24 protein-coding genes are annotated in these 23245 nt (G+C 61.4%); 9 read left to right on the top strand and 15 right to left on the bottom strand.

Annotated features, from left to right (window positions below; genetic code table 11):
* Positions 1-26: 26 nt before the first annotated feature.
* Positions 27-1286 (top strand): MFS transporter, encoded by a 1260-nt coding sequence (locus BLV41_RS02970; protein WP_170835410.1) that lies wholly within the window; start codon positions 27-29, stop codon positions 1284-1286.
* 51 nt (positions 1287-1337) lie between these two features.
* On the opposite strand, the gene BLV41_RS02965 is transcribed toward BLV41_RS02970, so the two are convergent.
* The 9 genes from BLV41_RS02965 to bioB all read right to left on the bottom strand — a co-directional run bounded on the left by BLV41_RS02965 (position 1338) and on the right by bioB (position 10129).
* Positions 1338-1886 carry a YdeI/OmpD-associated family protein gene (locus tag BLV41_RS02965; protein ID WP_074710367.1) on the bottom strand — a complete coding sequence of 183 codons (549 nt, stop codon included), beginning with the start codon at positions 1884-1886 and terminating at the stop codon, positions 1338-1340.
* A 74-nt stretch (positions 1887-1960) separates the two neighbouring features.
* Positions 1961-2995: an LLM class flavin-dependent oxidoreductase gene (locus BLV41_RS02960; protein ID WP_074710365.1), complete on the bottom strand. Its 1035-nt coding sequence runs from the start codon at positions 2993-2995 to the stop codon at positions 1961-1963.
* Entirely contained in the window at positions 2992-3642 is a 651-nt protein-coding gene (locus tag BLV41_RS02955; RefSeq protein ID WP_083360575.1) for an alpha/beta hydrolase, read from the bottom strand. The genes BLV41_RS02960 and BLV41_RS02955 overlap by 4 nt, the downstream gene beginning before the upstream one ends.
* A gap of 280 nt (positions 3643-3922) precedes the next feature.
* Positions 3923-4054 carry a hypothetical protein gene (locus tag BLV41_RS22740; protein WP_280138573.1) on the bottom strand — a complete coding sequence of 44 codons (132 nt, stop codon included), beginning with the start codon at positions 4052-4054 and terminating at the stop codon, positions 3923-3925.
* Positions 4055-4680: 626 nt separating this feature from the next.
* The gene (gene bioD / locus BLV41_RS02950; RefSeq protein WP_074710363.1) at positions 4681-5406 is read right to left on the bottom strand and encodes a dethiobiotin synthase; all 726 of its coding nucleotides are present in this window, start codon (positions 5404-5406) and stop codon (positions 4681-4683) included.
* Positions 5403-6470: a cytochrome P450 gene (locus BLV41_RS02945; RefSeq protein WP_074710361.1), complete on the bottom strand. Its 1068-nt coding sequence runs from the start codon at positions 6468-6470 to the stop codon at positions 5403-5405. Before BLV41_RS02945 ends, bioD begins: the two co-directional genes overlap by 4 nt.
* Positions 6467-7684: an 8-amino-7-oxononanoate synthase gene (locus BLV41_RS02940; RefSeq protein WP_074710359.1), complete on the bottom strand. Its 1218-nt coding sequence runs from the start codon at positions 7682-7684 to the stop codon at positions 6467-6469. The genes BLV41_RS02945 and BLV41_RS02940 overlap by 4 nt, the downstream gene beginning before the upstream one ends.
* Complete coding sequence (locus BLV41_RS02935; protein WP_074710357.1) at positions 7681-9051, bottom strand: adenosylmethionine--8-amino-7-oxononanoate transaminase; 1371 nt, start codon at positions 9049-9051, stop codon at positions 7681-7683. Before BLV41_RS02935 ends, BLV41_RS02940 begins: the two co-directional genes overlap by 4 nt.
* Complete coding sequence (bioB, locus tag BLV41_RS02930) at positions 9044-10129, bottom strand: biotin synthase BioB (protein ID WP_074710355.1); 1086 nt, start codon at positions 10127-10129, stop codon at positions 9044-9046. Before bioB ends, BLV41_RS02935 begins: the two co-directional genes overlap by 8 nt.
* Before the next feature lie 145 nt (positions 10130-10274).
* Here bioB and BLV41_RS02925 point away from each other — a divergent pair, with 145 nt between their 5' ends.
* A complete protein-coding gene (locus tag BLV41_RS02925) occupies positions 10275-10859 on the top strand; it encodes a TetR/AcrR family transcriptional regulator C-terminal domain-containing protein (RefSeq protein WP_044572402.1) in 585 nt (194 codons plus the stop codon).
* A 10-nt stretch (positions 10860-10869) separates the two neighbouring features.
* Positions 10870-11829: a hypothetical protein gene (locus tag BLV41_RS02920; protein WP_074710353.1), complete on the top strand. Its 960-nt coding sequence runs from the start codon at positions 10870-10872 to the stop codon at positions 11827-11829.
* Between the two features lie 10 nt (positions 11830-11839).
* Here BLV41_RS02920 and BLV41_RS02915 read toward each other — a convergent pair whose 3' ends face one another.
* Both BLV41_RS02915 and BLV41_RS02910 read right to left on the bottom strand, forming a co-directional pair.
* A complete protein-coding gene (locus BLV41_RS02915) occupies positions 11840-12301 on the bottom strand; it encodes a DUF3817 domain-containing protein (protein WP_044572398.1) in 462 nt (153 codons plus the stop codon).
* Between the two features lie 62 nt (positions 12302-12363).
* On the bottom strand, positions 12364-13287 hold the full coding sequence (locus BLV41_RS02910) for an oxygenase MpaB family protein (protein ID WP_044572396.1): 924 nt from the start codon (positions 13285-13287) through the stop codon (positions 12364-12366).
* A gap of 154 nt (positions 13288-13441) precedes the next feature.
* On the opposite strand from BLV41_RS02910, the gene BLV41_RS21940 reads away from it, so the two are divergent.
* Complete coding sequence (locus BLV41_RS21940; protein ID WP_157884093.1) at positions 13442-13609, top strand: hypothetical protein; 168 nt, start codon at positions 13442-13444, stop codon at positions 13607-13609.
* A 56-nt stretch (positions 13610-13665) separates the two neighbouring features.
* Positions 13666-14130 (top strand): SRPBCC family protein, encoded by a 465-nt coding sequence (locus BLV41_RS02905; protein WP_044572394.1) that lies wholly within the window; start codon positions 13666-13668, stop codon positions 14128-14130.
* Between the two features lie 3 nt (positions 14131-14133).
* Here BLV41_RS02905 and BLV41_RS02900 read toward each other — a convergent pair whose 3' ends face one another.
* Positions 14134-14637 carry a universal stress protein gene (locus BLV41_RS02900; RefSeq protein ID WP_074710351.1) on the bottom strand — a complete coding sequence of 168 codons (504 nt, stop codon included), beginning with the start codon at positions 14635-14637 and terminating at the stop codon, positions 14134-14136.
* A gap of 86 nt (positions 14638-14723) precedes the next feature.
* Positions 14724-15521, bottom strand: a complete 798-nt coding sequence (locus tag BLV41_RS02895; protein ID WP_044572390.1) for a putative protein N(5)-glutamine methyltransferase — start codon at positions 15519-15521, stop codon at positions 14724-14726.
* A 58-nt stretch (positions 15522-15579) separates the two neighbouring features.
* Here BLV41_RS02895 and BLV41_RS02890 point away from each other — a divergent pair, with 58 nt between their 5' ends.
* Positions 15580-16305 (top strand): DNA alkylation repair protein, encoded by a 726-nt coding sequence (locus BLV41_RS02890; RefSeq protein ID WP_083360573.1) that lies wholly within the window; start codon positions 15580-15582, stop codon positions 16303-16305.
* Between the two features lies 1 nt (position 16306).
* On the opposite strand, the gene mptB (BLV41_RS02885) is transcribed toward BLV41_RS02890, so the two are convergent.
* The gene (gene mptB, locus BLV41_RS02885; protein WP_074710349.1) at positions 16307-17932 is read right to left on the bottom strand and encodes a polyprenol phosphomannose-dependent alpha 1,6 mannosyltransferase MptB; all 1626 of its coding nucleotides are present in this window, start codon (positions 17930-17932) and stop codon (positions 16307-16309) included.
* Between the two features lie 232 nt (positions 17933-18164).
* On the opposite strand from mptB (BLV41_RS02885), the gene BLV41_RS02880 reads away from it, so the two are divergent.
* Together BLV41_RS02880 and BLV41_RS02875 are read left to right on the top strand one after the other, a co-directional pair.
* Complete coding sequence (locus BLV41_RS02880) at positions 18165-19571, top strand: glycosyltransferase 87 family protein (protein ID WP_074713073.1); 1407 nt, start codon at positions 18165-18167, stop codon at positions 19569-19571.
* A 148-nt stretch (positions 19572-19719) separates the two neighbouring features.
* Entirely contained in the window at positions 19720-20880 is a 1161-nt protein-coding gene (locus BLV41_RS02875) for a hypothetical protein (RefSeq protein WP_342028163.1), read from the top strand.
* A 52-nt stretch (positions 20881-20932) separates the two neighbouring features.
* Here the strand turns inward: BLV41_RS02875 and mptB (BLV41_RS02870) are convergent, their stop codons facing one another.
* Entirely contained in the window at positions 20933-22480 is a 1548-nt protein-coding gene (gene mptB, locus BLV41_RS02870; protein ID WP_074710345.1) for a polyprenol phosphomannose-dependent alpha 1,6 mannosyltransferase MptB, read from the bottom strand.
* A 121-nt stretch (positions 22481-22601) separates the two neighbouring features.
* Between mptB (BLV41_RS02870) and orn the strand changes: the two genes are divergently transcribed.
* Entirely contained in the window at positions 22602-23198 is a 597-nt protein-coding gene (gene orn / locus BLV41_RS02865) for an oligoribonuclease (RefSeq protein ID WP_044572384.1), read from the top strand.
* The last annotated feature ends 47 nt before the right edge of the window (positions 23199-23245 follow it).

The following is a 23245-nucleotide window of genomic DNA, read 5'->3' as shown; positions in this document are numbered from 1 at the left end:
CCTTCGCCCGATGGCATCGTGGCAGCATGACCCAGTCCGCCGTACATTTCAGAGCCTTGCTCATCCGCCTTATTGCCGCTCAGGCTTGCTACTACATGATTGTGAGCATTGACCTGACCCTGACCGGACTCGTGGGAATGTTACTGGCACCTTCGCCTGTTTTGATGACCTTGCCCCTGAGTTTGATTGTGGTGGTGGGTACCATTTGTTCATTCACGGCCGGCCATGCGGCAGCCAGGTTTGGGTACCGTCCTGTCATGGTGGTCGGCGCCATCACGGCGATCGCGGGTGGCTTCCTGTCCGCTTTTGCTGTCGCAACCCACTCCTTTGCCCTCTTTTGCCTCGGAACGGCATTGACCGGCGGCTACCGTGCAGTGGGTGGATTCTTGAGATTTGTGGCCTCGGAATATTCGCCGCCTGCCACGCGCGAGCGGGCGCTGGCACTGGTCATGTACGGCGGAATTGCCGCCGCGGCTTTGGGACCATTTGCCGCTGTTGCCGCATCTCACGCTGCCTTGCAGCCATACCTTGGCTCATGCCTATTGATCGCCGCTCTCGGCGTCGTGGCCTTGGTTCTGGCCCTAACCATGCCACCAGCCACCGGCAACACCGAGGAGGCAAAGCAACCGGCCATCGCTATCCACAGGCGGGCTGGCAATCCGCAGTTCCAACAGGCCGTCCTGGTCCTGGCTGGCTCCGGGCTCGTCATGACGCTGGTCATGGCCACCGGCCCCCTCGCCAACGATCACGCCGGCCATTCTTCTGCCATGGGTGCATCCATGATCCAGTGGCACCTCATCGGCATGTTTGCCCCATCCGCACTAAGCGCCCAGCTCCTGAAGCGCTGTGGCAACTTCAGAACAAATCTAGCGGGTGGATTCATCATGGCTCTTGGCTGCATCCTTGGCGTGTTTTTCAGCACCGGCGCTGCCATGATCGCGACACTGACGCTGGTTGGCGTCGGCTGGAATGTCCTCTTCGTGGCAGGTTCGGCACTGCTGCTGCGGTCTTACCCGCAAGGCCGTGGCGCAAAGCTTCAAGGCTTCGCCGATGGCTCCACCGCCGCCGTCTCCGCCACCGGGTCCTTTGCAGCGGCGTGGCTCTTGCAAAGCGTTGGTTGGGGTGGCGTCAACCTGCTCGGCGCAGCCACAGTCGCGGCTCTCTTGGCAGCCGTTGCCGTCCTCACCTGGCAGAACGGGCCGAGGCTTTCACAGCACCTTAAGGCGGGGCCAACTGTGCCGTCGCTTACCGGAAGAAGCAAGTTGGAAAGATCTGAATCACGCTGAGGGCGGTATAGCCCCTGAAATGGGGCACGCAACTTGCCCGCGGTAAGTCCGTTACTCCCGGGCGAGGCGGCCGATGACGCGCGTCAGTGCCGCAGCCTTTCGCTCTGCCGTGTAAGCCTTGAGCAGTGGGAGCATCAAAAGGTACCGTTCCGAGCGGCCCAGGGCCTCAAAAGCAGCATGTGCATGAGGATTGGCGGCCAGAACGGCCAACAATTCGACCGGGATCTGGGCGGTCCGCTGCGATTCATAGGCGTTCTCCCAGCGCCCGTCGTGCTGCGCGTGAGCAATCTCTTCCAAACCAGCTGGATGCATTCGCCCGGCGGCCACCAGTGTTTGTGCCCTCTCCACATTGACCTGGGACCATGCGCTCCCGGCTCGTCTGCGTGAATAGCGCTGCAGAAAGGAGTCCGCATCGCAGGCCTTGCGCTGACCGTCAATCCAGCCAAAGCACAACCCGACGTCGCCGGCGTCAACGATGGTGATCAGGTCACGTTCGGTGTTCCGCTTCCCGATGCGCAACCAGGCCTCGCCCAACTGGAGGTGGTGAGTTTCCAGCCAGGCCTCCCATTCGCCCGCGTTGGCAAATTCGAGCACATTCATGGTCAATCCCTTCGCCGCCAGTTTTGACCAGAATATTCGCATACCGGCGCACCTGACAGCTGAGGAACCGGGCATTAGCTTTTCAGCGCGGCCCGAACGGCTGGCAGAACTTCCGTGGCGAGCAGTTCGATGGAGCGAAGGGTTGCCGTTTGAGACAAGCCACCCAGGCCCACCTGCGCGAGGAATCGGGAGTGGCCCAGAATTTCGTGTTCCCACAGGATCTTGTCTACAATTTCGGCCGGGCTGCCCGCAAATAGTGCTCCGCGCGGACTAGCCCAGGCGTCAAAGCTGGGCCGATCGAGCCGCCCAGCTCGGGGCATGTTCTGCTCAATGTAGGACGAGTAGTGCGGGAAGAAGGTGTCTTTGGCTCCCTGCGAGGTTTCCTCAACATAGAAGTGGGAGGTGACCCCGATTCTCCCTGTGCCACGGCCAGCGGTTTGAGCGGCCACGCGGTATAACTGCGCCAAGGGACCAAATCGTTCCGGCTCCCCCAAAATTGCCAGGTACAACGGCATTCCCAGCCGCCCGGCCCGCTCAGCCGAGGCAGGTGTTCCCCCTACGGCGGCCCAGATGGGCAGGGAATGCTGGACAGGTCGGGGCCACACCCCTGCATTTTTCAATGGTGGGCGCGTGGTCCCTTTCCAGTTGACGGGGTTTTCCTCACGGATCCGCAGGAGTAGCTCGAGCTTGTCTTCGAAGTATTCGTCATACCGCTGAAGTTCTTGGCCGAACAGCGGAAAGGACTCCAGATAGGCGCCCCGGCCTGCGGTCAACTCTGCGCGTCCTGCGCTGACAAGATCCAAGGTGGCAAAGTCTTCAAATACACGAACGGGATCGGCACTGGAAAGTACCGTCACGGTGCTGGTGAGGCGGATGTTCTTGGTTTGTGCAGCGGCGGCGGCGAGTACCACCGCGGGCGAGGAGACGGCGAAGTCTTCGCGGTGGTGTTCGCCCACACCAAAAACGTCCAGCCCGGACTCATCGGCGACGCGGGCCCACTCGAGAATGTCATGGGTGCGAGCCATGGCCTCCATGGGATGGCCGTGCTCGTCACGGGTCAGCTCACCGAAGGTGAAGATTCCGATCTCAAAGGGCGAGTCGGTGTTCATGCCGCGGCTGCCACGTGAGCGCCAATCTCAAGTGTCAGGAAACGGCGCACGTCGCTGAGCTCGGCGGCGTTGATGCCATGCCCCAGCCCGGGGTAAATCCGTTCATTGAGCGTGGTGTGCCGTGGCAGGAAGTCGCTGCTGCGGGCAATGGCTGCCGGCGCGATGACCCCGTCCTCGGCGCCTCGTCCCCAGAAAAGTGCCGGGCGGTGTTCGCTCAGGGTATTGTCACCGGGTTGCGGTGCGCCCAGCACGAATCCGCCAAGGACAACCGGTGCCACTACTCGCTCCGGCTTGGTGCGCAACAATTGGCTTGCCATGAGCCCGCCCTGCGAGAAGCCAATGGGAACGATGCGCGTTCCGGGATCCACGTTTTTCTCGATCCAGGCCCAGATTGCCTCGCTCGCCTGTTCAACGGGTGCCGAATCCGGGGCGCCCGGCGTCGTAATGTGAAACCACGCCGCTCCCCCGTTGCCCAGCTCAAGTGGGGCGCGCAGCGATGCCCACGGAAGGTTGAGCCCCAGGGCAGGAGCAAGGGACGCCAGCTCGTGTTCGTTGGACCCGAAGCCGTGAAGGAAAAGCACCACCACGTCAGGAGCATCAACGGTGCTCCAGTTGGGCGAGCGTACATCGCGCAGGGTGGTGTTCATGGGTTCTCCTTGAGGTTGGTTTCGTTTTGGCGGCCACACGCCGCAACGCTGGTCATACCCCAAAGATACACCACTTACTTGTAGCTTCAACTATTGAGAATTGACTGATTCATTAAATGAAACAGCCCGTGCTGGTCAGCACGGGCTGTTCACGGTGGCCGGTCGGTGCAATGTGCACCGAACCGGCATGGGGAATGAGGATTTCGAAATGTGTAATGGTCATCTCGCTCCCTCCTTTCAGTGGCGTGCCGTCGCTGGCACAAGGTGAACGGCAGGAAACTTACCGGATGTTGAACAGGTCAACCCGGATGATTTCGCGGTACTGACGTTCGCGAAGCTGGTTGAACTTTTCCTGATCCACGGGGGTGAAGAATATCCGCTTGACGGATGATCTAAATGACTTGGGGTTCATGCTGGCACCTCCCTTCAATAATTGTGGTGAATTGTTGGACATTTTATGGCGCGACAAATAAGGCCCTTCTTTCATAATCGAAATGAATTTAAAACGGCATTATGAGAGCACAAAAAAGCGCGGTTTGTTTTGTGCTTGGAGTCCGGCAGTCAGGCGCTGGCCTTTCGCGGCAAGAAAAGCAACACATGTCAACCACGCCAGAGGCGCGGAAAGGACAAGGGTGCTTACCAGGGGGTGCAGCGAATGACCAGGATTGACGGGTCGGGAGATGGTCACGTAGACGTGACCTAGTCTGGACAGCCTTGCGGCGGCGGCCCTACGCGGTGACAGTGTTAGCTGTGACGGCGATTGACAGGCGTGCCGGGCAAGGCATGAACAGATCCGATTACTCCGGACTTGATAGTTGTAAACATCATGGCCTCCCTTCGATTGCACGCGGACGTCCCGGACGGTTTGTCGGGGACTAATAGATAAACTACATCACAAACCGGTGATAAATCCAGTTGATTCGATAGTAATTTCAATTATTTCTTCACCGGCCTGAAAAATTGTCCATTTGGACCATTACGAAGGTCCGCAGCCCATCTAACTGTTGGTGCCCTTCTTGCCTCGAGTGGAGACGGCTTTCATCCGCGCCCACGCAACCATTCAGGGGCCGCCGCACGGAATTGTTCCCCGGAGAGCGCCGATGCTTTCTCGGGCAGGCATCCCAACAGTGGGGTGGGAAGTTGCTCGAGGAATACTCTATTGTCCAGCTCAATCGCGCTGGGGTCCCGGGGCCAGGCGCCCACCACCAGCCCAGTGGTGTTCAAACCACGAACCGCGAGCGCCTCCAGAGTCAGCAGGGTGTGATTGAGGGTGCCGAGTCCGCTGCGGCACACCACAACCACGGCACATGGGCTCGCCGGGCCATCTTCCAGGGCTCTGGCCAATTCGGCGATGGTGTTCCCGTCTCCGTCCAGCGCCACCAGAAGTCCGCCGGCTCCCTCTACCAGGACGTGATCATACTTGTCGGCCAGGTCTGCTATCGCAGCCGCATGGACCTCAAGTGCTGGCAGCACTTTGGCCTCACGCACGGCCGCGGCGACGGGGGCCATGGGCAGCGTCAGTCGAATCCCTTCGAGGCATTCGTCAGTTCCGGCCAAGCGCCGAACCTCACCCATGTCCCCGCCATCGCCCGGGGACACACCGGTTTGAACGGGTTTGTAGACGGCCACGCAAGCGCCTTGTGCCTGCAGTGCCGCGGCAAGTGCCGCCGTCGCCACTGTCTTGCCTACGTCGGTGTCCGTGCCGGTGATGAGTACGACGCCGGGAAGCTCTGCCCCGGCGACACTTGCCTTTCCGCGTTTCACTGTGGCAGCCTTGCGGCCATGACCGATTGCGGAGTTTGGAAGGACAGCAGACGCAACCATTCAGGTTCGGGGCCTGTGCGTTCAAGATGGGGCAGGGCGGCCGCTGTTTCCTGGACTACGAGTTGGGTTTCAAGCTCGGCAAGTTTGGCACCGAGGCAGCGGTGCAGTCCGTACCCGAAAGCGAGCGAGTAGGCGGCAGGCGGGGAGTCGGGTGCATGACGACCGGAAAGTTCCAGGAGAATCTCGGCACCGGCCGGCAGCGTCACTCCCCGGAGTTCGGTGTCGTGGAGGGCGGCGCGGCGCCATGTGTGTACCGATGATTCCTCGGCCAGGACGCCGCGCACGTGCTCGGCGGCACGCTTCGGGTCAGCAAGTTCGGCCCATCCATGGGTGCCACGCCCGAGCCCCCTATACAACGCAGTGTTGATCAGCTGTGAGGTGGTTTCTTGTCCGGCAATGACAAGGAAGTAACCCAGTGAACATACCTCCGCTGTGGACAGGCCCGCCGCCAGCAGCACTCCGAACAGGGAGTCCCGGCCACGACTTGCCTCCACCTCCGCACGTAGCCAGCCATAAAACTCGGCGGCGCTGAGAGCAAGTTCGAGCTGGCGTCCAGGCCCTGGCCATCCCCAGAACAACTCCAAGGAGTCCCTGCTCCACACCTTGAGCGTGTCCAAGGGCGGGTTTTCCTGCGCCGTAAGTTCGGCCATGATGACCGGTGGCACGTGGCGAGCCAGTGAAAGGGACAGGTCCACGGGGCCGGCGTCCAGTGCGACGGCAGTCTCCGCGATTCGGTGGCGTGTCAGCTCTTGCACGCGCGGGGCCACTGCTGCCACCTTGGCCGGGGTGAAGAAGCCCGCCACCATCTTGCGCACCATCCGGTGCCGCTCCCCCGTGGCCGAGGCCAACACCGGGGGTAAGGCAAACTTGGCTTTGCTCAGAATGCGCAAGGTGGCCGGAGCCAGCGGCACCACTGAGGTCAGGGCATTGCTCGGCGCAAAATCATCCGTGCGTCGCATAACCTCCTTGACGGTGTCAGGCTCTCCTACAACGAGGTAGTTCATATGTTGTTCCCATTCCGGCTCATGCCGCCGTGTTCAAGATTCCGCGCAGGCTGTTCCTGCAGAACTGCACGGATCAGCCGCGCAGCGTGGACCATCTGTCCGTGTGTGAGATCGGCCCGGGCCGTCAGGCGCAGGCGGGATACGCCGTCGGGCACGCTGGGCGGCCTGAAGCATCCCACCAGGACTCCGGCGGCACGCAACCGGGCGGCTGCGGCCACGGCATCGTCAGCTGTTGCCATGGGTATGGATTGCACGGCGCCCTGCGAGCGCCCGATCCCACACAGATCAGCCAGGGTTGCTGCGTTGTCCTGAAGTCTCGTGGCAAGTTCAGGCTCTGCGGCGATGATTTGTGCCGCTCTTGCCGCCGCTGCGGCGGACGCAGGGGCCAAGGCCGTGTCAAAGATGAAGGGGCGTGCCGTGTTGACCAAGTGATCCCGCAATGCAGCGGACCCGAGGACAGCGCCACCCTGCGCACCAAGAGCCTTGGACAGTGTCGCCGTCACGACCACGTGTGGGGCCCCCGCAAGCCCGGCGGCGTGTACCGCACCGCGCCCAGAACCCGCCACGCCGATCCCATGAGCCTCGTCGACCAGCAGCCACGCGTCATACATGGCGCACAAGGCCGCCAGCTCCATGAGGTTTGCACTGTCCCCCAGCACCGAATACAGGGATTCCACCACCACCACTGCCCGGGGCTGACTCCTGGATTTCAGCGCCCTCTCCACGTCCTCCAGATCGCTATGTGAAACCGTGACAACGGGTGAGCGCGAAAGCCGGGCCGCGTCCAACAGCGAAGCATGCACGTGCGCATCGAGGATGAGGAGCGTACCCGGGCCTCCCAAGGACCCAAGGATGCCAAGATTTGCCAGATACCCGGAGGAAAACACCAGCGCTGACGCAGCACCCGTGAGCGTACACAGCTTCTCTTCCAAGAACTCATGGGCCGGCAGTGTCCCAGTCACCACCCGGGACGCACGGGCTCCTGATCCGAACTGCTCAACAGCGGCTACGGCGGCCGCCGTAAGACGGGAATCCCGAGACAGGCCCAAATAGTCGTTGCTCGCCAAATCCAGCATGGTGCCAGCATCTTCGCAACCGGAGGCACCTGCCCTCCGCGTCAGGCCACGGCGCTCGCGGACATTGGCTCGGCTCTGCAGCCAGGCATCCATGGCGCCGGTGTTTGCCGTTGGGGACTCAGCAACTGTGTGTCTCATTGACCATGTACCGCGGCCACGGCTGCGCACAGGCCGGCGCCGATGGCGGCAATATCCTCGGCCGAACTTATGTACGGAGGCATGGTGTAAACAAGGTCACGGAAAGGACGGACCCATACCCCATGTTCCACAGCCACCCGGGTCAGTGCCGTGACATCCGCCGGCACGTTCAGCTGGATCACGCCGACGCCACCCAGCACCCGAACGTCGCGAACCTGCGAAAGCGCGGCCGCGGGCGCCAACGCCGCGGTGAGCCCTGCTTCAAGAGCGCCAACCTGCCGTTGCCAGGGTTCAGAGTCCAGCAACGTCAACGACGCCACTGCAACGGCACACGCCAAGGGGTTGGCCATGAACGTTGGCCCATGGAGGAGCGCTCGCAGAGGCGATGCCGTGATGACGGCCGCCACCTCTCGTGAGCACAGCATGGCCGCAAGCGTCAGATAACCGCCGGTAAGTGCCTTGCCCACGCACATGATGTCCGGCGTGACGGCCGACCATTCGGAGGCAAAAAGTCTGCCAGTACGGCCGAAACCCGTGGCAATCTCGTCCACGATCAGCAAAAGGCCGTGTTCACTGGCCACACGACGGGCAGCCCGGACACACTCCGGCGCATAGATGTGCATGCCCCCGGCGCCCTGGAGCACGGGTTCAAGAACAATGGCTGCCAGTTCATCCAGGTGGGTGAGGACCATCTCTTCCAATACGCCCACCCATTGGGCCACTTCCAGTGGATCCGAGCGAAGTTCCCCCTTGATCAAACGGGCTTTCGGCGGCCTCGGCAAAAACAGCTGCGGAGCCACAAGACCCGGAAACTCGGAGTGCATGCCATCCACGGGATCACATACGCTCATCGCGGCAAACGTGTCACCGTGATACCCGCCCGAGAGCGCCAGGAAGCGGGCCCGGCGCGAATACCCAGCCGCTCGCTGGTACTGCACGGCCAATTTCAACGCCACTTCCACCGAAACTGAACCCGAATCGGCGAAAAACACATGCTCCAGGCCGCTCGGGGCCATGTCTATCAACTTTTCGGCCAGAATAACCGCCGGTGCGTGAGTCAACCCGCCAAACATGACATGTGAAAACGATCCAGCCTGCTCCAGAAGTGCCGCGTCCAGTGCCTCATTGCGGTACCCGTGGACGGCCGACCACCAAGAACTCATGGCGTCAATCACCTCGAACCTCTGGCCACCAGGAGCCTCAAGGTCGAGTTTGGTCCCGGCCGCCCCCAGGACTGCGTAGGGCGCGGGCCCATCAAGGGAAGCATAGGGGTGCCACAGCAAACCACGGTCCCGCTCTGCCAAGGAACGGTGTGTTGTTCCTGCGGCGTTCCGGCCACCATGTTCGACGGCGGGGGCACTAAGCATTGGCGGCGAATTCCGTCCCGGCACCTCGGCGCCGGATGGTGGGCTGGGCACCAGCCTGGGGATCGCCGTCGTGGGTGGAAGGAGTGTCGGGGACAGGGCTGCTGCCGAGAACCGTGAAACCGGCGTCGGCAATCATCGCCAGATCGGCCTCGCCGGGCTGTCCCTCGCTGGTGAGGTAATCACCCAGGAACAGCGAGTTGGCGATGTTGAGGGCCAAGGGCTGGAGCGTCCTCAGGTGCATTTCCCGCCCACCGGCCATGCGGATTTCCACCTCGGGGCAGGCGAAGCGAACAGTAGCGAGGATGCGCAGGCATCGAGCAGGGGTCAATAGCCAGGTGCCTTCCAGCGGGGTGCCTTCAAATGGCATGAGGAAGTTGACAGGGATGGAGTCGCTGCCCAGGTCTCGCAGGGCGAAGATGGCATCGATGAGGTCATCGTCGCTCTCACCCATGCCCACAATCAGTCCCGAGCACGGAGACAGTCCGGCGCTCTTGGCATGTTCAACGGTCCGGACCCGGTCGGCGAATTCATGCGTGGAGCAGATTTCTTTGTACATTTCTTCGCTCGTGTTCAGGTTGTGGTTGTATGCGTCCACCCCACAGGCCTTGAGCTTTTCCGCCTGACCATCCTTCAGAATGCCAAGGCAGGCACAAACCTCCACCTGCGGATGCTGGTCCTTCAGGCCCTCCACCATGCCAGCAACGCGCTCAACATCACGGTCCGTGGGGCCCTTGCCACTCGCCACGAGACACACCCGGCTTGCTCCCGCGGCGATGCCTGTTGCCGCTTGCTCCAGGGCTTCTTCCGGTTTAATCCAGGTGTATTTGAGGATCTGCGCGGCCGACCCCAAGCGCTGGGAACAGTAGGTGCAGTCCTCCGGGCACAGCCCTGACTTGAGGTTGACCAGGTAGTTCACCTTCACCGTGTTGGCAAAGTGCGCACGACGCAAGCGCGCGGCGGCGGCCACCACATCAAGCATTTGTTCGTCGGTGGAATTCAGGACAGCCAGGGCGTCTTGGCGGGTCAAGGTGGCGCCGGACAACTGCCGGTCGGCGAGAGCTTGGAAATTATTGAACACTGTTCAAGTATCAAAACCGGCGGTCGTTCTGTCAAATGCCCTCCGCTCAAGCGACGGCGTGCGCGGCCGCTGCCGCAAGCATGGGGCAAAATGGATGGTGGCGGCCACGTATCCCCGGCGCCACCTCGACAAAGGAATGCAGCACATGCCACTGACGCGTGACCAGGTCATCGAGACCGCCTTTGAAATCCTGCGGGATTATGGGCTGGAAGACCTGTCCATGCGGCGGCTCGCACGCGACTTGGGGGTGCAGCCCGGGGCCTTGTACTGGCATGTGAAAAACAAGCAAGAGTTGCTCGGCGTCCTGTCGGTCCTGATTCTGGTACCGGCAGATTCCGGTCCTCTGGATGCAGCCAAAGGTGCCGACGCGTTCGCACCTCTCCGCCGGCATTCGCAGGCCATCCGCCAGGCACTTCTGAAAGTGCGCGACGGCGCCGAGGTGGTTGCGCTGGCCTACGCCATTGACCCGGAATCGCTCACAGCGTTGCGCCGCCTTGGCCACGGTTTTGAGGCAGCAGGCCTCCAAGGGAGCAACGCCGGCTGGGCTGCCCGATCGCTGGTGCACTTCATCTTGGGCAGCGTCACCGCGGAACAAACCCGCAGCGGCCTGATCCGGGCCGGCGTCATTCAGGCCCCTGCCGATCTGGCCGACACCGATGCCGCCTTCACCTTTGGATTGGAGCTATTGCTCACGGGAGCGGCTCAGGCTCCCGCCCCGGCTCCACGGTAAGCTACCGGACATGGATATTCCGCGGACAGCAAAGCTGCACCTTGAAATTGATCTGGAATTTGATCACCCGGACGCTGTTCAGGCCCACGCCCGGAAGTGGGCACGCGAACAGTCGGACGGTGATTCGCATGCCCTTGTTGAGCTGCTCGCCCAGGCCGCGGAGAGTCCCGAATCGGCCCTCATGATGCTGGTGGAGCCTGACGACGTGCTCGGTGCGGTGCCCGGAGTCACGGCGCTCGGAGCCAGTATGTGGATCGATGGCGCGTCAGGGGAACCAGATGCATGGCTTGCCCAGGATGATCTGGAAGACGACGTCGACGGAGAGTTTGACGCAGAGTTTGGCGACGTTCTTGGTGACGAGGAGCCCGAGAGTGAAGACGATTGGCTCCACACAATTTTTGCTGCCGCCGAAAAACTTCCGGGTCTGGATCTGGAACGCCTGGGCTACTCCACCGTGGAGCTCAACCCCGATGTCCGGGCTCAGTCGTTGCGGCAGGCCACGAATCTTCGCGGTGCCATCCACTGGGCGTACGAGTACCTTATCGATCAACTCTTCGATGACGTTCAGGCACTTCGCACCTCACCGGGAGCCCTCGATGAGGCGCTCCAACTTGGCGCCCTTCCGCCGCTGTACCAAAGCCACTACGGGCCACTCTTTGCCCAGCGATTCCTCGTGGTGACACTGGATTTGGGTACGGCCCTGGCAACATCGTTTAGCTCACCGTCGTGTCTTGCCCAAGAGCTCTCGCTCAAGCTAGCCCTTGACAGTGTGGACATCCTGGCCGAGATGCTCCCTGCCTTGGATTTGCCGGAACACTGGCGGGCCCTTGCCAACAAAACTCTGTTTGATGATCTGGACCACGAGCTGCTCTACCAGGCCGCACAGCTGGGCATGGCCACAGTGGACGTCTCTGCGTGGTTTACACCGTTCCCAGAACGATCCATCAATCCCTACGCTGCCAACGAGTAAACGCGGCTAGTTACGCACGGCCGCCGGGAGGGCCAACAAAAAGCATGGTGGCCATGACCCCGCCAACAACCACCACGAAGGTTACGCCGAGCAGAACCGGCCTGCCAATCATCGCCCGCAATGCCACATCCGCCCACTTGCCGTCCCCGGGGTGGTCGCTCACGGTGGTGCGCCATGCGCCGTCGAGCCTTCCCTTGTTTTCCAGCCATTTGGTGAAAGGAATGGTCAGATAGGGAATGACGGAGGTGGCCGCGGCAACCACGATCAGTCCCTTCGGCCACCGCTGGTTCAGGCCCACCAAAATCGCGGTGACCACGTAGGCGATGAACACCAAACCGTGCGCAAACCCGGCAATGGAGACCGGCCAATCGCCAACCTTCACACCATATTTGAGGATCATTGCTGCGATCAGCAGTGTCCAGGTGACGGCCTCGGCCGTGGCGATCGTACGGTAGAAAGTGCGTGGCGACATGGGCTGGGTACAGTCCTTGGATGGTGGGCGGGCGTTGCTGGGCCAAAAGGCCACTGCCAACCCTAGCGGCGTTTTCTGGGAGCGTCCTGCACACCCAGCCGTGTGCGACGGGCCCGCGCAGCGGTTTCACTGGGGCCCGGAGATTCCAGGCTCGCACGCACCACGGCGAAGACGACCTGGGTGGGAATCTTCACCGGGAGCGGCACCGGGCCCAGCCCCGGGACGTGGAGGTCCATAAGCTCGCGATATAGCGGTGGCAGGGCCGCAACGGCGGCGGCAAAGAGGATTCTGTACCCTGCTCGCTGTGAGCGTGGCAATGGCGGGTGGCGAATGAATGCGATGGCTTCAGCGGCGCGTTCATCACAGCGCAGCTCGCCGTTGAACGTGGCGAGTTGGGTTTGGAGCTCGCGAACTGTTGTGGGTGGATCTTTCACCTGCATGAGGGCGCCGGCCACAGCCCAGTCGGCCACATAGGCGTCGGGTCCGCCAGGGATGGCTCCACCATAGGCCTGATGTGTGGCCAGAAATGCCTGCGTGAACGCCAGGTGTATCCACCGGAGCAGATCGGGATCGTTGGCTGTGTAGGGGCGCTGCTCCCCCGCGTTGGTGGTGTAGTTTCCTCTGACGTAACCGTGGAGGCGCTGAACTCTGGCCGAGGCCTTGATCGCCGCAACGGTGTCTCCATAGGTGACCGTAAAGATCCACTGGATGGTGCCGGCCAGCCTGCCCAACGGATCGGTCCGGTAGTTGGAATGGTCATGGACACCCGCGAGCGCGCCCGGGTGAAGCGCCTGAATGAGCAGGGCCTGGATACCTGCCACGAGTGTCGTCATTGAGCCATGCACAGCCCAAGCCGCCGAATCGGGGCCGAAGTAGCCGGCGTCGTCGCCCATTTCCAGGTCCAGCTCCCATTGCGGAACGGTGGGCGAATTGTTGCTAAAGGTGCCTCGGAGTTGTTGGCGCCACCAGGCCACGGGATTGAGCATGCTTCCAGTGTGTACCTCGCGCGGCGAGGACGCACCACCAAGCAGCCAATCTCGCGGGCACTTTATGCCGATGACAAAGCCGCCCCAAAGGGCCACAATGAGAGAAAGGCCGCACGGCCAACAGGAGCCCGGCGGCAGGAAAGAAGGCAGGGCCATGAGCAGCACACCAGCCACAAACACTAGCGACGGAACGGCTCTCTCGGGTGAGGGAACATCCCGGGAGCATGCAGAGACTGCTGCGGAAGGAACCGACGGCAAGGAGATGCCGGAGATTCGGATGCACACCCAAGATCCTGCCGAAGGGCCCGAAGACGCCAGCTAACGCGGCGCGTCACGAGGGCACTGACGAATGTCGGCGCCGGGGCCTATGCTGTGACTATGTCAACATTTACCGTCTCCCGCAGCTCAGTCATCCCGGCCCCAGCAGCTGAAATCTACGCTCACGTTGTCGGTTTCCGTGAGTGGATCAATTGGTCACCATGGGAAGGCCTCGATCCGTCCATGCAGCGCAGCTACTCGGGCCCGGTTGAAGGCGTTGGCGCAACCTATTCGTGGAAGGGAAATGGCAAGGCCGGGGCTGGAACCATGGAAATCCTCGAGGCCGTTGAACCCTCACGGATTCACCTGCGCCTGGAGTTCACCAAGCCCATGAAGGCCGTTAACCCCACAACGTTCACCTTTGAACCGGTGGGCGATGGCACGCGTGTCACGTGGACCATGACGGGAGAAAACAAGGGCCTGAGCCGCGTCTTCATGCTCTTCATGAACATGGACAAGATGGTAGGTGGCGATTTTGAAAAGGGCCTGGCTCAGCTAGCGGAACTCGTGGCCAAGAAAAACTAGGCTTCAGCCGTGTAGCGGCGGGTGGGCGTCCACGCGCGGTATGGCAAGGACTGGAATGTGCTGGGTTGCCAAAAGCTTGCGCACCACGGATCCGGCCAGGACTTCATTGACGCCGGCCAGCAATCCCGGTCGCCGGGCGCCCACCACAATAACCGAGGCATTGACGGCCTCCGCCAACCGCCCAAGCGCCAGCGCTGTCTCGCCACCGAGAACGCGGATGCTCGCGGTGACGTTGTGCTTTTCCGTTGCCGCGGTCAGTAGCGGCCCAAGTTCCAAGACAGCCAGCGCCGCCTCGTCGTCGGGATCCAGGGCCCTGTCCAGGGATTTCCCTAAAACGTTGCCGTCGGGATCCCACTCAATAAGATAACTGCCCGGGTCAACATATGCCCCCACGAGCTCCGCGCCGGTGGCCACAGCCAAGTCAACGGCACATTTCAACACTGCGGGATCTTGCTCGGGCAGCAAGCCCACCACCACTGCACCTTGGCCAAAACGAGGATTCATCATGTGCTCGTTCCTTTAGGACCCACCATGTATGACGGCTTGTCTACTAATCTTGGCCCATCAGCTCCGGATGCGAAAGGGCTCTCGGCTCACTGCATTCGTCCTGTGACAACTGTGCCGTCCACATCATGGTTGGTAGCAATACTCGTTGAAAATCCATGTGAGCCCATGATGGCTGCGCTTTTGGGGGCCTGCCGGACACTGCTTTCGATTAACAGCAGCCCATCTGGGCGAAGCCATGCGGGGGCCTCCAGTGCGATTCTTCGTTGCACGGCGAGACCGTCGATTCCCCCATCCAAGGCAGCTTCAGGCTCGTAGACCCTTGCCTCCTGCGGCATGAAATCGATGGCCGAGGTTGGTACATAGGGGGCATTTGCCACAATGATGTGAAAGCTGGATCCCAATTCATGGGGCAGAGCTGCGAACAAGTCCCCGCTGTGGACCGTGCCGTGGAACGGTCCAATATTCCGGGCGGCACATTCGAGCGCAACAGGGTCAATGTCCGCAGCGTGGAGTTCCACCTTGTGACCTCGGTGGGTCAGGCGGTGGGTTAGGGCTGCACCGATAGCCCCGCTCCCGCAGCAAAGATCAAGAATCCGCAGGCCAGCGTTATTCGACGGCATCCGCAGCAACGCGTCCAAGGCCTCACTCACGAGGAACTCGCTGCGCAGCCGGGGCACAAAGACTCCCGGTGCCACGGCGATTCTTAACCCGTAAAATTGTGCCCACCCCACGATGTGTTCCAAAGGGTGTCCGTGGGTTCGCAGGGCCAGCATGTCGGTGAGGATGCCAGCGGTGCCGGCTGCTTCCAACAGAATCGCGGCTTCCTCTTCCGCAAAGACACATCCGGCAGATCGCAACGCCGCAACTAGCTCCACGGCTGGCATCAACGCACTTTGCTCCATACCAACAAGATGGTAGCCGCCGGGGCGCTACGCTGGTGGCATGACGCCATCAGACACGGACCTTCTCCTCGAATACGTCCCGACGGGCCTGACCAACGCCGCGTTTCTGCAAGCCCTTCGTCCCGCCTTGGATCAGGTGTCCCTCACTGAGAAAGCCGAGGGGATGGCGCTCTACATGAAATCTTCCATGCCGTATCTGGGGGTCCCCTCCCCCGCGGTCCGCAAAACTGTCAGAGCCCTTGCCAAGGAGCACCCCTTCGCCAACGTCGAGGAGCTGCATGCAACCGTCATGGCGCTGTGGACCGCTGCACAGTTTCGGGAGGAACGGTACGCGGCCATCATGCTCACTGACTCACGCCTCGGCAAAGGCGAGATGGGGCTCTTGCCGTTTTACGGCGTCGTTATTGGGACCGGTCAGTGGTGGGATTTCGTGGATTCGGTGGCGCCTCGCCTGTGCGAACTGCTCCAAATGCATCGGGACACCATGGATCCGCTCTTGCGGCAGTGGAGCGTCCATGAGAACTTTTGGTTCCGCCGGGCCTCGATCATTGCTCAATTGCCGGCCAAGGCAGCCACGGATCTGAACCTGCTCAGCGGGGTGATTGGCCCGAACCTGGATGACAAGGAGTTTTTCATCCGCAAAGCGATCGGCTGGGCTCTGCGCCAACATGGCAAAACCGATCCCGAGTGGGTGCGCTCCTATGTTCAAGAACATGCCGCCCAGCTCAGCCCGCTGTCCCGTCGCGAGGCCCTCAAACACCTCTGATTCAGGCGGTTGTGGAACGGGCAGGTTCGCGGCTGGGGACAAAGAGTCCTCGCGTTTTTTTGTCCCAGAACATGACATACAAAATGCTCAGGACGCCAACGCCAATGGCTACGGACCGAACCAGGACGACCGGAATCCAAGGGAATACGCTGAGCTGATCCGTTAGTGCAATCAGCGTAAAGAACGCCGTCAGATAGAGCACTGTCCGCAGCTGCCATCCCTCCTTTACCCCTGTGACTGCGAAGAAGGCCACAAGCCACAACATGTACCAGGGCTGAATCATCGGCGCCATGAGAACAACTGCTGCAAAAGCCCATGTCATGCGCCGCAGCACTGCCTGGCTGTACCGCTGCGATTCGCCATGTGCTTCCGGGTTGGTGAAGGCTGACCCGGCATTTGCCGTCAAACCTGCGTCTGCGGATGCGCTGGACGGCAGGTTGATCTTCCAAAATGCCAGAACCATGACGATAAGAATCGAAGCCACCTGGCCGATCCCCTGGATCACATCCGTCACGGAGGCACCGCCCCCGCCCAACAGTGTGACTACGAAGCCAACAATATTCGAGAACAGGCCAATCGGCGCGTACCAGATCCACACCGTACCGGGTGTCTGCAGGGCCGCCAACCAGCCAAAGCCCAGACCATTGATGGCGCCCATGATGCCCATGACGGCCGTAGAGATGCCCAGGGTTGCCGCCCAGATCCCAAATTTGCGGACCCAACCCGCTTGGGACCCCGCCCACAGCAATCCAACAAAGGGCAAGGCGATCAAGGTGATGGGTTTAATGGCGATCGAAGCCGTCACGAGCAAGATCCCCAGGATGGCCCGCTTCGATGAGGCGTAGTAGAGACCGGCCACCACAAGGCCCAGCATGAGCGAATCATTGTGGACGCTGGCAACAAAGTTAATCAGCACAACGGGGTTCAAAACCACCAGCCACAAGGCCCGGTGTGGGTTGAAACCGTGGCGGGCGGCCAGCTTGGGGATGTAGATGGCCAGCAACACCACACCAGCCAGGCACGCCAGCCGGAAGGGAATCAGCGCGATCTCGGGGCTGCTGGCCGGCAGGAGAACCGCGAAGTGCTCCAACCAGAGCCACAAGGGTCCATAGGGTGTGGGCGCTTCGGTCCACAGGGTGTCCGGACCGAGCGAAAAATAGTTGTTCAAGGCGGAAATGCCGTCGGTATAAGGATTCAGCCCCTGCTGCATGAGGCGGCCCTGGCCAATATAGGCGTAGGAGTCCCGGCTGAAGAGCGGCAGCGCGAACATCATGGGCGCAACCCACAAAATCAGGGCCTTCTTCAAGACCGGAGCAGAAGATTCATCCCACGACACCAAGTGTTGGCGCAACCGCAGCCAACCACGCAGCATCAAAGCAGCACCAAGGCACAACAAAACCGTGGCGACAATGACGGCCACCGGCGTGGTTCTGGCCACAATAAAGAGTGGATTGCGGATCAGGACAGAACTGCTGGCGAGCCATCCAACACCCAGTGAGCCCAACAGCAACATCACAGAACCGGCAAATCCCTGCCAAACTGCTGATGCCGCGGTCCCAGTGCGAAAAGGCAGCTTACTCAACACCTTTGTCTTCACCTCCGGCTGGGCAACACGCGTGCTTGTCAACTGCTTAACTCCTGAACTAATGCTGTCCCTCGCGGCAGGACTGGTTTGCGTGCAGAGGGCCGGAACCGGCCCGGGGAGCAACAGGGTGCTGCGCTAATATGTAAGCAGCCACGGACTCCGTTCTTGGCATTCTACCCACTTCACCCGGTCAATTCCTTGGAAACGACCACTGGACCTGCGCCACGCACGCGTGCTGCGCCCGGGCGTCACCACTGCTACGAAGGACTGGACCATCTCCACGGATACGTTTTTTGCCGCCCTTGCCCGATTCCGGGACGCGCTTCTGCCCGCCCGGACCCAAACCTGGCTGAGAACTCCACGCGGCATGTGGACCATCTTTGGTGCTGTACATGTGATGTTCCTCTTACTGGCGGGGCTGCTGTCACTGCGCGGCGAGGCGTTTAGCGACACCTTTATCTACCGCATTTGGGCATCCGTGGACTTCAACGAAGCCCTCGTGACCGGTCCCAGCCCGTGGGTCTACCCAATACTGGCCTTGATTCCCATGGCCATTGCCTACATCTTTGGCAGCGGGCCGTTCCTGTTCATCTGGGTCCTGATGATCGCCGCACTGAACACGTTGGCCGTGGGAAAACTCACGCGCTGGGGCAAAAAGCGCGAGGCCATTCCGGCCGCCCTGTGGTGGACCGGGTTCACAGCCCTGATGGCGTGGCTGGGCTTTGCCCGTGTTGACGGATTGACGGCGCCGGTCGTCCTGATCGCACTGTCGATCGGTGTGGCGAGCCCGTTCCTGACATCGTTCATTCTCAGTGTGGCCACGTGGACCAAAGTCTGGCCGGCCGCCGTCGTCCTTGCCTTGTTCACAGTAGTCCGGCAGCGAGTGCAGGTGGTGTTGGCCGGTGTGCTGGTGACCGCACTGGTGGTGGGCATGGCGCTAAGCATGAATGCCCTGCCGAAGCTGCTGAATTTCCTGTTGGAACAAGGCGATCGCGGCATGCAGCTCGAGGCCACCTTCACCACGCCATGGCTGTGGATGAGCGTGTTGGGCTTGGGCGGTGCGCGCATGTACATGAATCAGGACATCAACTCCATGCAGGTGGACGGCCCCGGTTCCGAGATCATGAGCGTGCTCATGCAGCCGCTGCTTGTTGCCGCCGCGCTGCTCGTTGCCGGGCTGGTTTTCTGGGCCCTGCACACCGGAAAGCGCAATGGCGGGGCCGATCGCACCGCGCTCCTGCTCTTTGGTGCACTCGCGCTCGTGACCGCCTTTGTGGTCTTCAACAAGGTGGGTTCGCCGCAGTTCATGGTGTGGCTGGCTCCCGCCGTCGCAGTCGGCCTGTCCTACCAGTGGAAGGCGTGGCGCGTCCCGGCCACCATGCTCATTGGCGTGGCCATCCTGACGTTCATGGTTTACCCGCTCTTCTACGATGCCTTGTCCCACAACAACGCGCTCATGGCTGGTGTGCTGACAATGCGCAACCTGCTCCTGGTGGTCTTGTTCGTGTGGAGCGTGCGCCAGCTGTTCCTGATGGGCCGCAACCCTGGCCTGATCCCCCGACATGATCACCCCAAGAACGACGCCGTACCCGCCTCGGCGGGCACCCCGGCTATCGCCGGGGAAGAGTCCGGCAGTGCCGCCTCAACCTCGGCTGCTGATTCCCTGACCAAGGAGTCCTAAGATTTCTGCTCCACGCTTTGACAGGGTCCTGACTCGGGCCACGGACCTCCGTAACGCGATTCTTTCGCCCAAGGTGATTGCCTGGTTCCGCACGCCTTCGAGCGTATGGTGGGGCTTCACCGTCGTCCATGGCTTTTTCCTCGCCTGGATGATGAGCTTCATCATCCACGGCGACACGTTCAGCGACACCCAGCAGTACCGTCAGTGGGCGCTCTTGGGCTACAACCCATCCGATCTGGGCGATGTGATCAGCCCCTGGGTGTATCCGCTGCTGGCGCAGCTTCCCATTTTTGCGGCAAACATGTTTGGCCCGTCGTTGTATCTTTTGGGCTGGACGTTGATCGTCATTGCCCTGAACGCCCTTGGAATGGTGTTCCTGACACGGGGAAAACGTTCCCATAGCGGCATTGCCCCGGCCTGGTTTTGGCTGTTTTTCACCATGTTCATGGGCTTCTTGAGTTTTGCCCGCGTGGAAGGCATCACAACCTCGCTGGTGCTCATTGCCTTGCTGTACGCGGTCGAACGGCCCATTGTTGCCGCGTTCCTGCTCTCGGCGGCAACCTGGATCAAGGTGTGGCCGGCAGCAGTGATCGCTCCCCTGCTCATTGCCAGCGCCAAGCGTGTTCAGATCTTCCTGACGGGCGTGGCGGTGACCGCAGCCGTGGCCGCCGTGGCAGTCCTCACCGGGGCAGGCTCGCACCTGCTCGACTTTGCCATCAACCAGGGCGATCGCGGCATGCAGCTCGAGGCCACGTTCTCCACCCCGTGGGTATGGCTCAGCGTGTTCAATATTGGTGGCTCCAAGATTGCCGACAACGTGGCCATCAACTCAACCGAGGTCTACGGACCCGGAGCCGAAATTGCCGCCACCTTGATGCAGCCGCTGCTCATCGTTGCGACCCTGACCGGAGCCCTTCTCATGCTGTGGGCTCTGCGCCGCGGCGCCCAGCGCGAGGAGTTGATCCTGGAGGGTTCACTTCTGATGGTCACGGCCTTCATTGTCTTCAACAAGGTTGGCTCTCCGCAGTTCATCATCTGGCTGCTGCCCGTGGTGGTTGCCGGCTTGGTGCACGATTGGGACCGCTGGAAGATTCCGGCAACCCTCCTGATGGGCATCGCCTTCACCACATTCATCATCTACCCGTTGTTCTACACGCCGCTGATCCACGCAAACCCGATTATGGCGGCCGTGCTGACCATCCGCAACGTGCTGCTGGTGACACTGCTCGTGTGGGCCGTTCAACGCACCGTGGAGCTGGGCAAGAGCGCAAGTTCACCGGAAGCCCTCCCCGTTGTAACGCCGAAGTAGCCGGTCCGGTTCGAAATCAGCGTTGACTCATGTGAGTTTCGACGCGGACCGGCTACCTTGGCGGCCGTGGAACTGTTGTGAGCGTGTCTGGTTGTGAACGCAGGGCATCCACGTCTGATTCCTTGCTAAAGAGCAGCTTGCGGGTGTGGACGTCCAACACCAACAGATAAAACACGGCGGTCCATGCCACAGCGGTTGCCAGCGTGCCGGAACCGACCTGCAGCTTCACAAAGTCCCACACGAAGAGCTGGTCCTGGGCCCCGAATACGACAAAGAAGCCGATCACCACGTAGCAAACCTTGATCTGCCAGTTGTTGCGGATACCCGTCGCCGCCACCAACGGCAGGAACCACAGGATGTACCAGGGCTGAATGATGGGCGCCATAAGAACCACGGCGGCAAACGCCAATCCGGCACGGCGCACCACTTGCTTGGGGTCACCAAAGAGGACCAACCAGGCGGCGACCCCCATGCTCGCCACGGTCAGCAAGGAGCGGAACCCGTTGCCTATGGCCATGCCATCGAGCCCCACAAGGTTGCCCAGCGCCTCAAGCATTTGACCGCCAAATCCTGAAGGAGAATAGCCCGTGTAGCCGGGCGTGGCGTCGGTAAGGGCCCAGGTCCAGCCCAACCCCACATTCCCTGGCAGGCCCATGAGCAACAGCATGGCCAGGCTAAGTGACCCGGTGGCCGCCCAGAAGAGGAATCTGCGCCCCCAGCCTGCGGCGTGACCTGCCCATAACAAGCCGATGAACGGCAGCAAAACAATTGTTATGGGCTTGACCGCGATCGAAGCAGTGACAAGAACCACGCCGAGCAATCCCCGTCGTGTGGCGGCACAGTAAACACCCGCAACAGCCAGGCCCACCATCAAGGCGTCGTTGTGAGCGCTGGCAACAAAGGATAGAAGGAACAGCGGGTTGGCGACCGAGAGCCACAAGGCCCGGGCACCGTTCACACCTTGGAGTTGCGCCAACTTGGGCACGAAGATCACACACAGGGCCACACCGATGCATGCGATGGCCCGGAACAGCAGCACGGAAATGTCCGGCTGCGCTCCCGTCAAGGCCACGACGCCGCGGCTCAGCCAGAGAAACAAGGGGCCATAGGGTGTGCGGTTTTCCGCCCATGAGGGGTCTGTGCCCAACATGAACCAGTTACTGAGAGCCGAGATGCCGTAGGTGTAAGGGTTTAGCCCTTCCGCCATGAGCCTGCCCTGGCCTGTGTAGGCATAGACATCGCGGGAGAAAATGGGCACGGCCAGCATCATGGGTGCGCCCCAGGCAATCACCGCCACCACCACGGTTTTCAAGGAACCGGGACCCCAGTTGATGAGGCTCTGGCCAAGGCGCAGCCATGAGCGCAGCAGGAGCATGGCTCCGAGCGTCAAGAGAACCGTGGAGGTCACCACGCCTGCGCCTTCGGTGCGCATGGCGATGACCAGGGAATTGCGAATCATGGGCGAACCGTTGGCAATCCAGCCAACTCCTACGGAGCCCACCAGGATCAAGACGGAGCCGATGAAGCCTTCGAGCACAGCAATCCACGGTCTCGGCGCGGACGCGGCCGGCTGCCGCCGTGCGGAAGGCAGGGCTGCCATCGAAAGTCTCCAGCCGTCGTAAGTAATTTTCCTGCAACTAGATAAAAAGGCAGCACAGGCTTTGCCGTGCCTAATTTTACCAGCGCGGCGGCGGGCGTGCGGTTAGCGGTACATTGGTGAGGTGGCTATTACTAATGAACGCATTGTGTGGATTGACTGTGAGATGACCGGCCTGGATGCCGAGAACGACGCCCTGATCGAGGTTGCGGCGCTCGTCACGGACTCCGAATTGAACATCTTGGGCGAGGGCGTTGACGTTGTCATCAAGCCCAGCGACGAGGCCTTGGCGCAGATGGGCGATTTTGTCCGCAACATGCACACCACCTCCAAGCTGATCGACGAGCTGGCCGATGGAACCACAATGGAAGACGCCCAGGCCCAGGTGCTGGCCTACATTCGTGAGCACGTGCCCGTTGCCAACAAGGCACCGCTGGCCGGCAACTCGATTGGCACCGACAAGGTGTTCCTGGTCCGCGACATGCCCGAGCTGGTGGAGCACCTGCACTACCGTGTCATCGATGTTTCCACCATCAAGGAGCTCTCCCGGCGTTGGTACCCGCGCGCCTACTTCCAGTCGCCCCCCAAGACCGGCAACCACCGGGCACTCGGGGACATCAAGGACAGCATCAACGAGCTTAAGTACTACCGCGAGGCAGTGTTCGTGCCGGCCCCGGGCCCGGATTCTAAGACCGCGAAAAAGATTTCTGCCAAGTTCTAGATTCAGATTCCGCGTATTTTCGCGGAATCTGCTCCGCTGCGACGCGA

The organism is Arthrobacter alpinus (assembly GCF_900105965.1).
Lineage (GTDB): Bacteria > Actinomycetota > Actinomycetes > Actinomycetales > Micrococcaceae > Specibacter > Specibacter alpinus.
The sequence above is the reverse complement of the archived record's forward strand: the minus strand, read 5'-3'. Positions and strand labels throughout refer to the sequence as shown.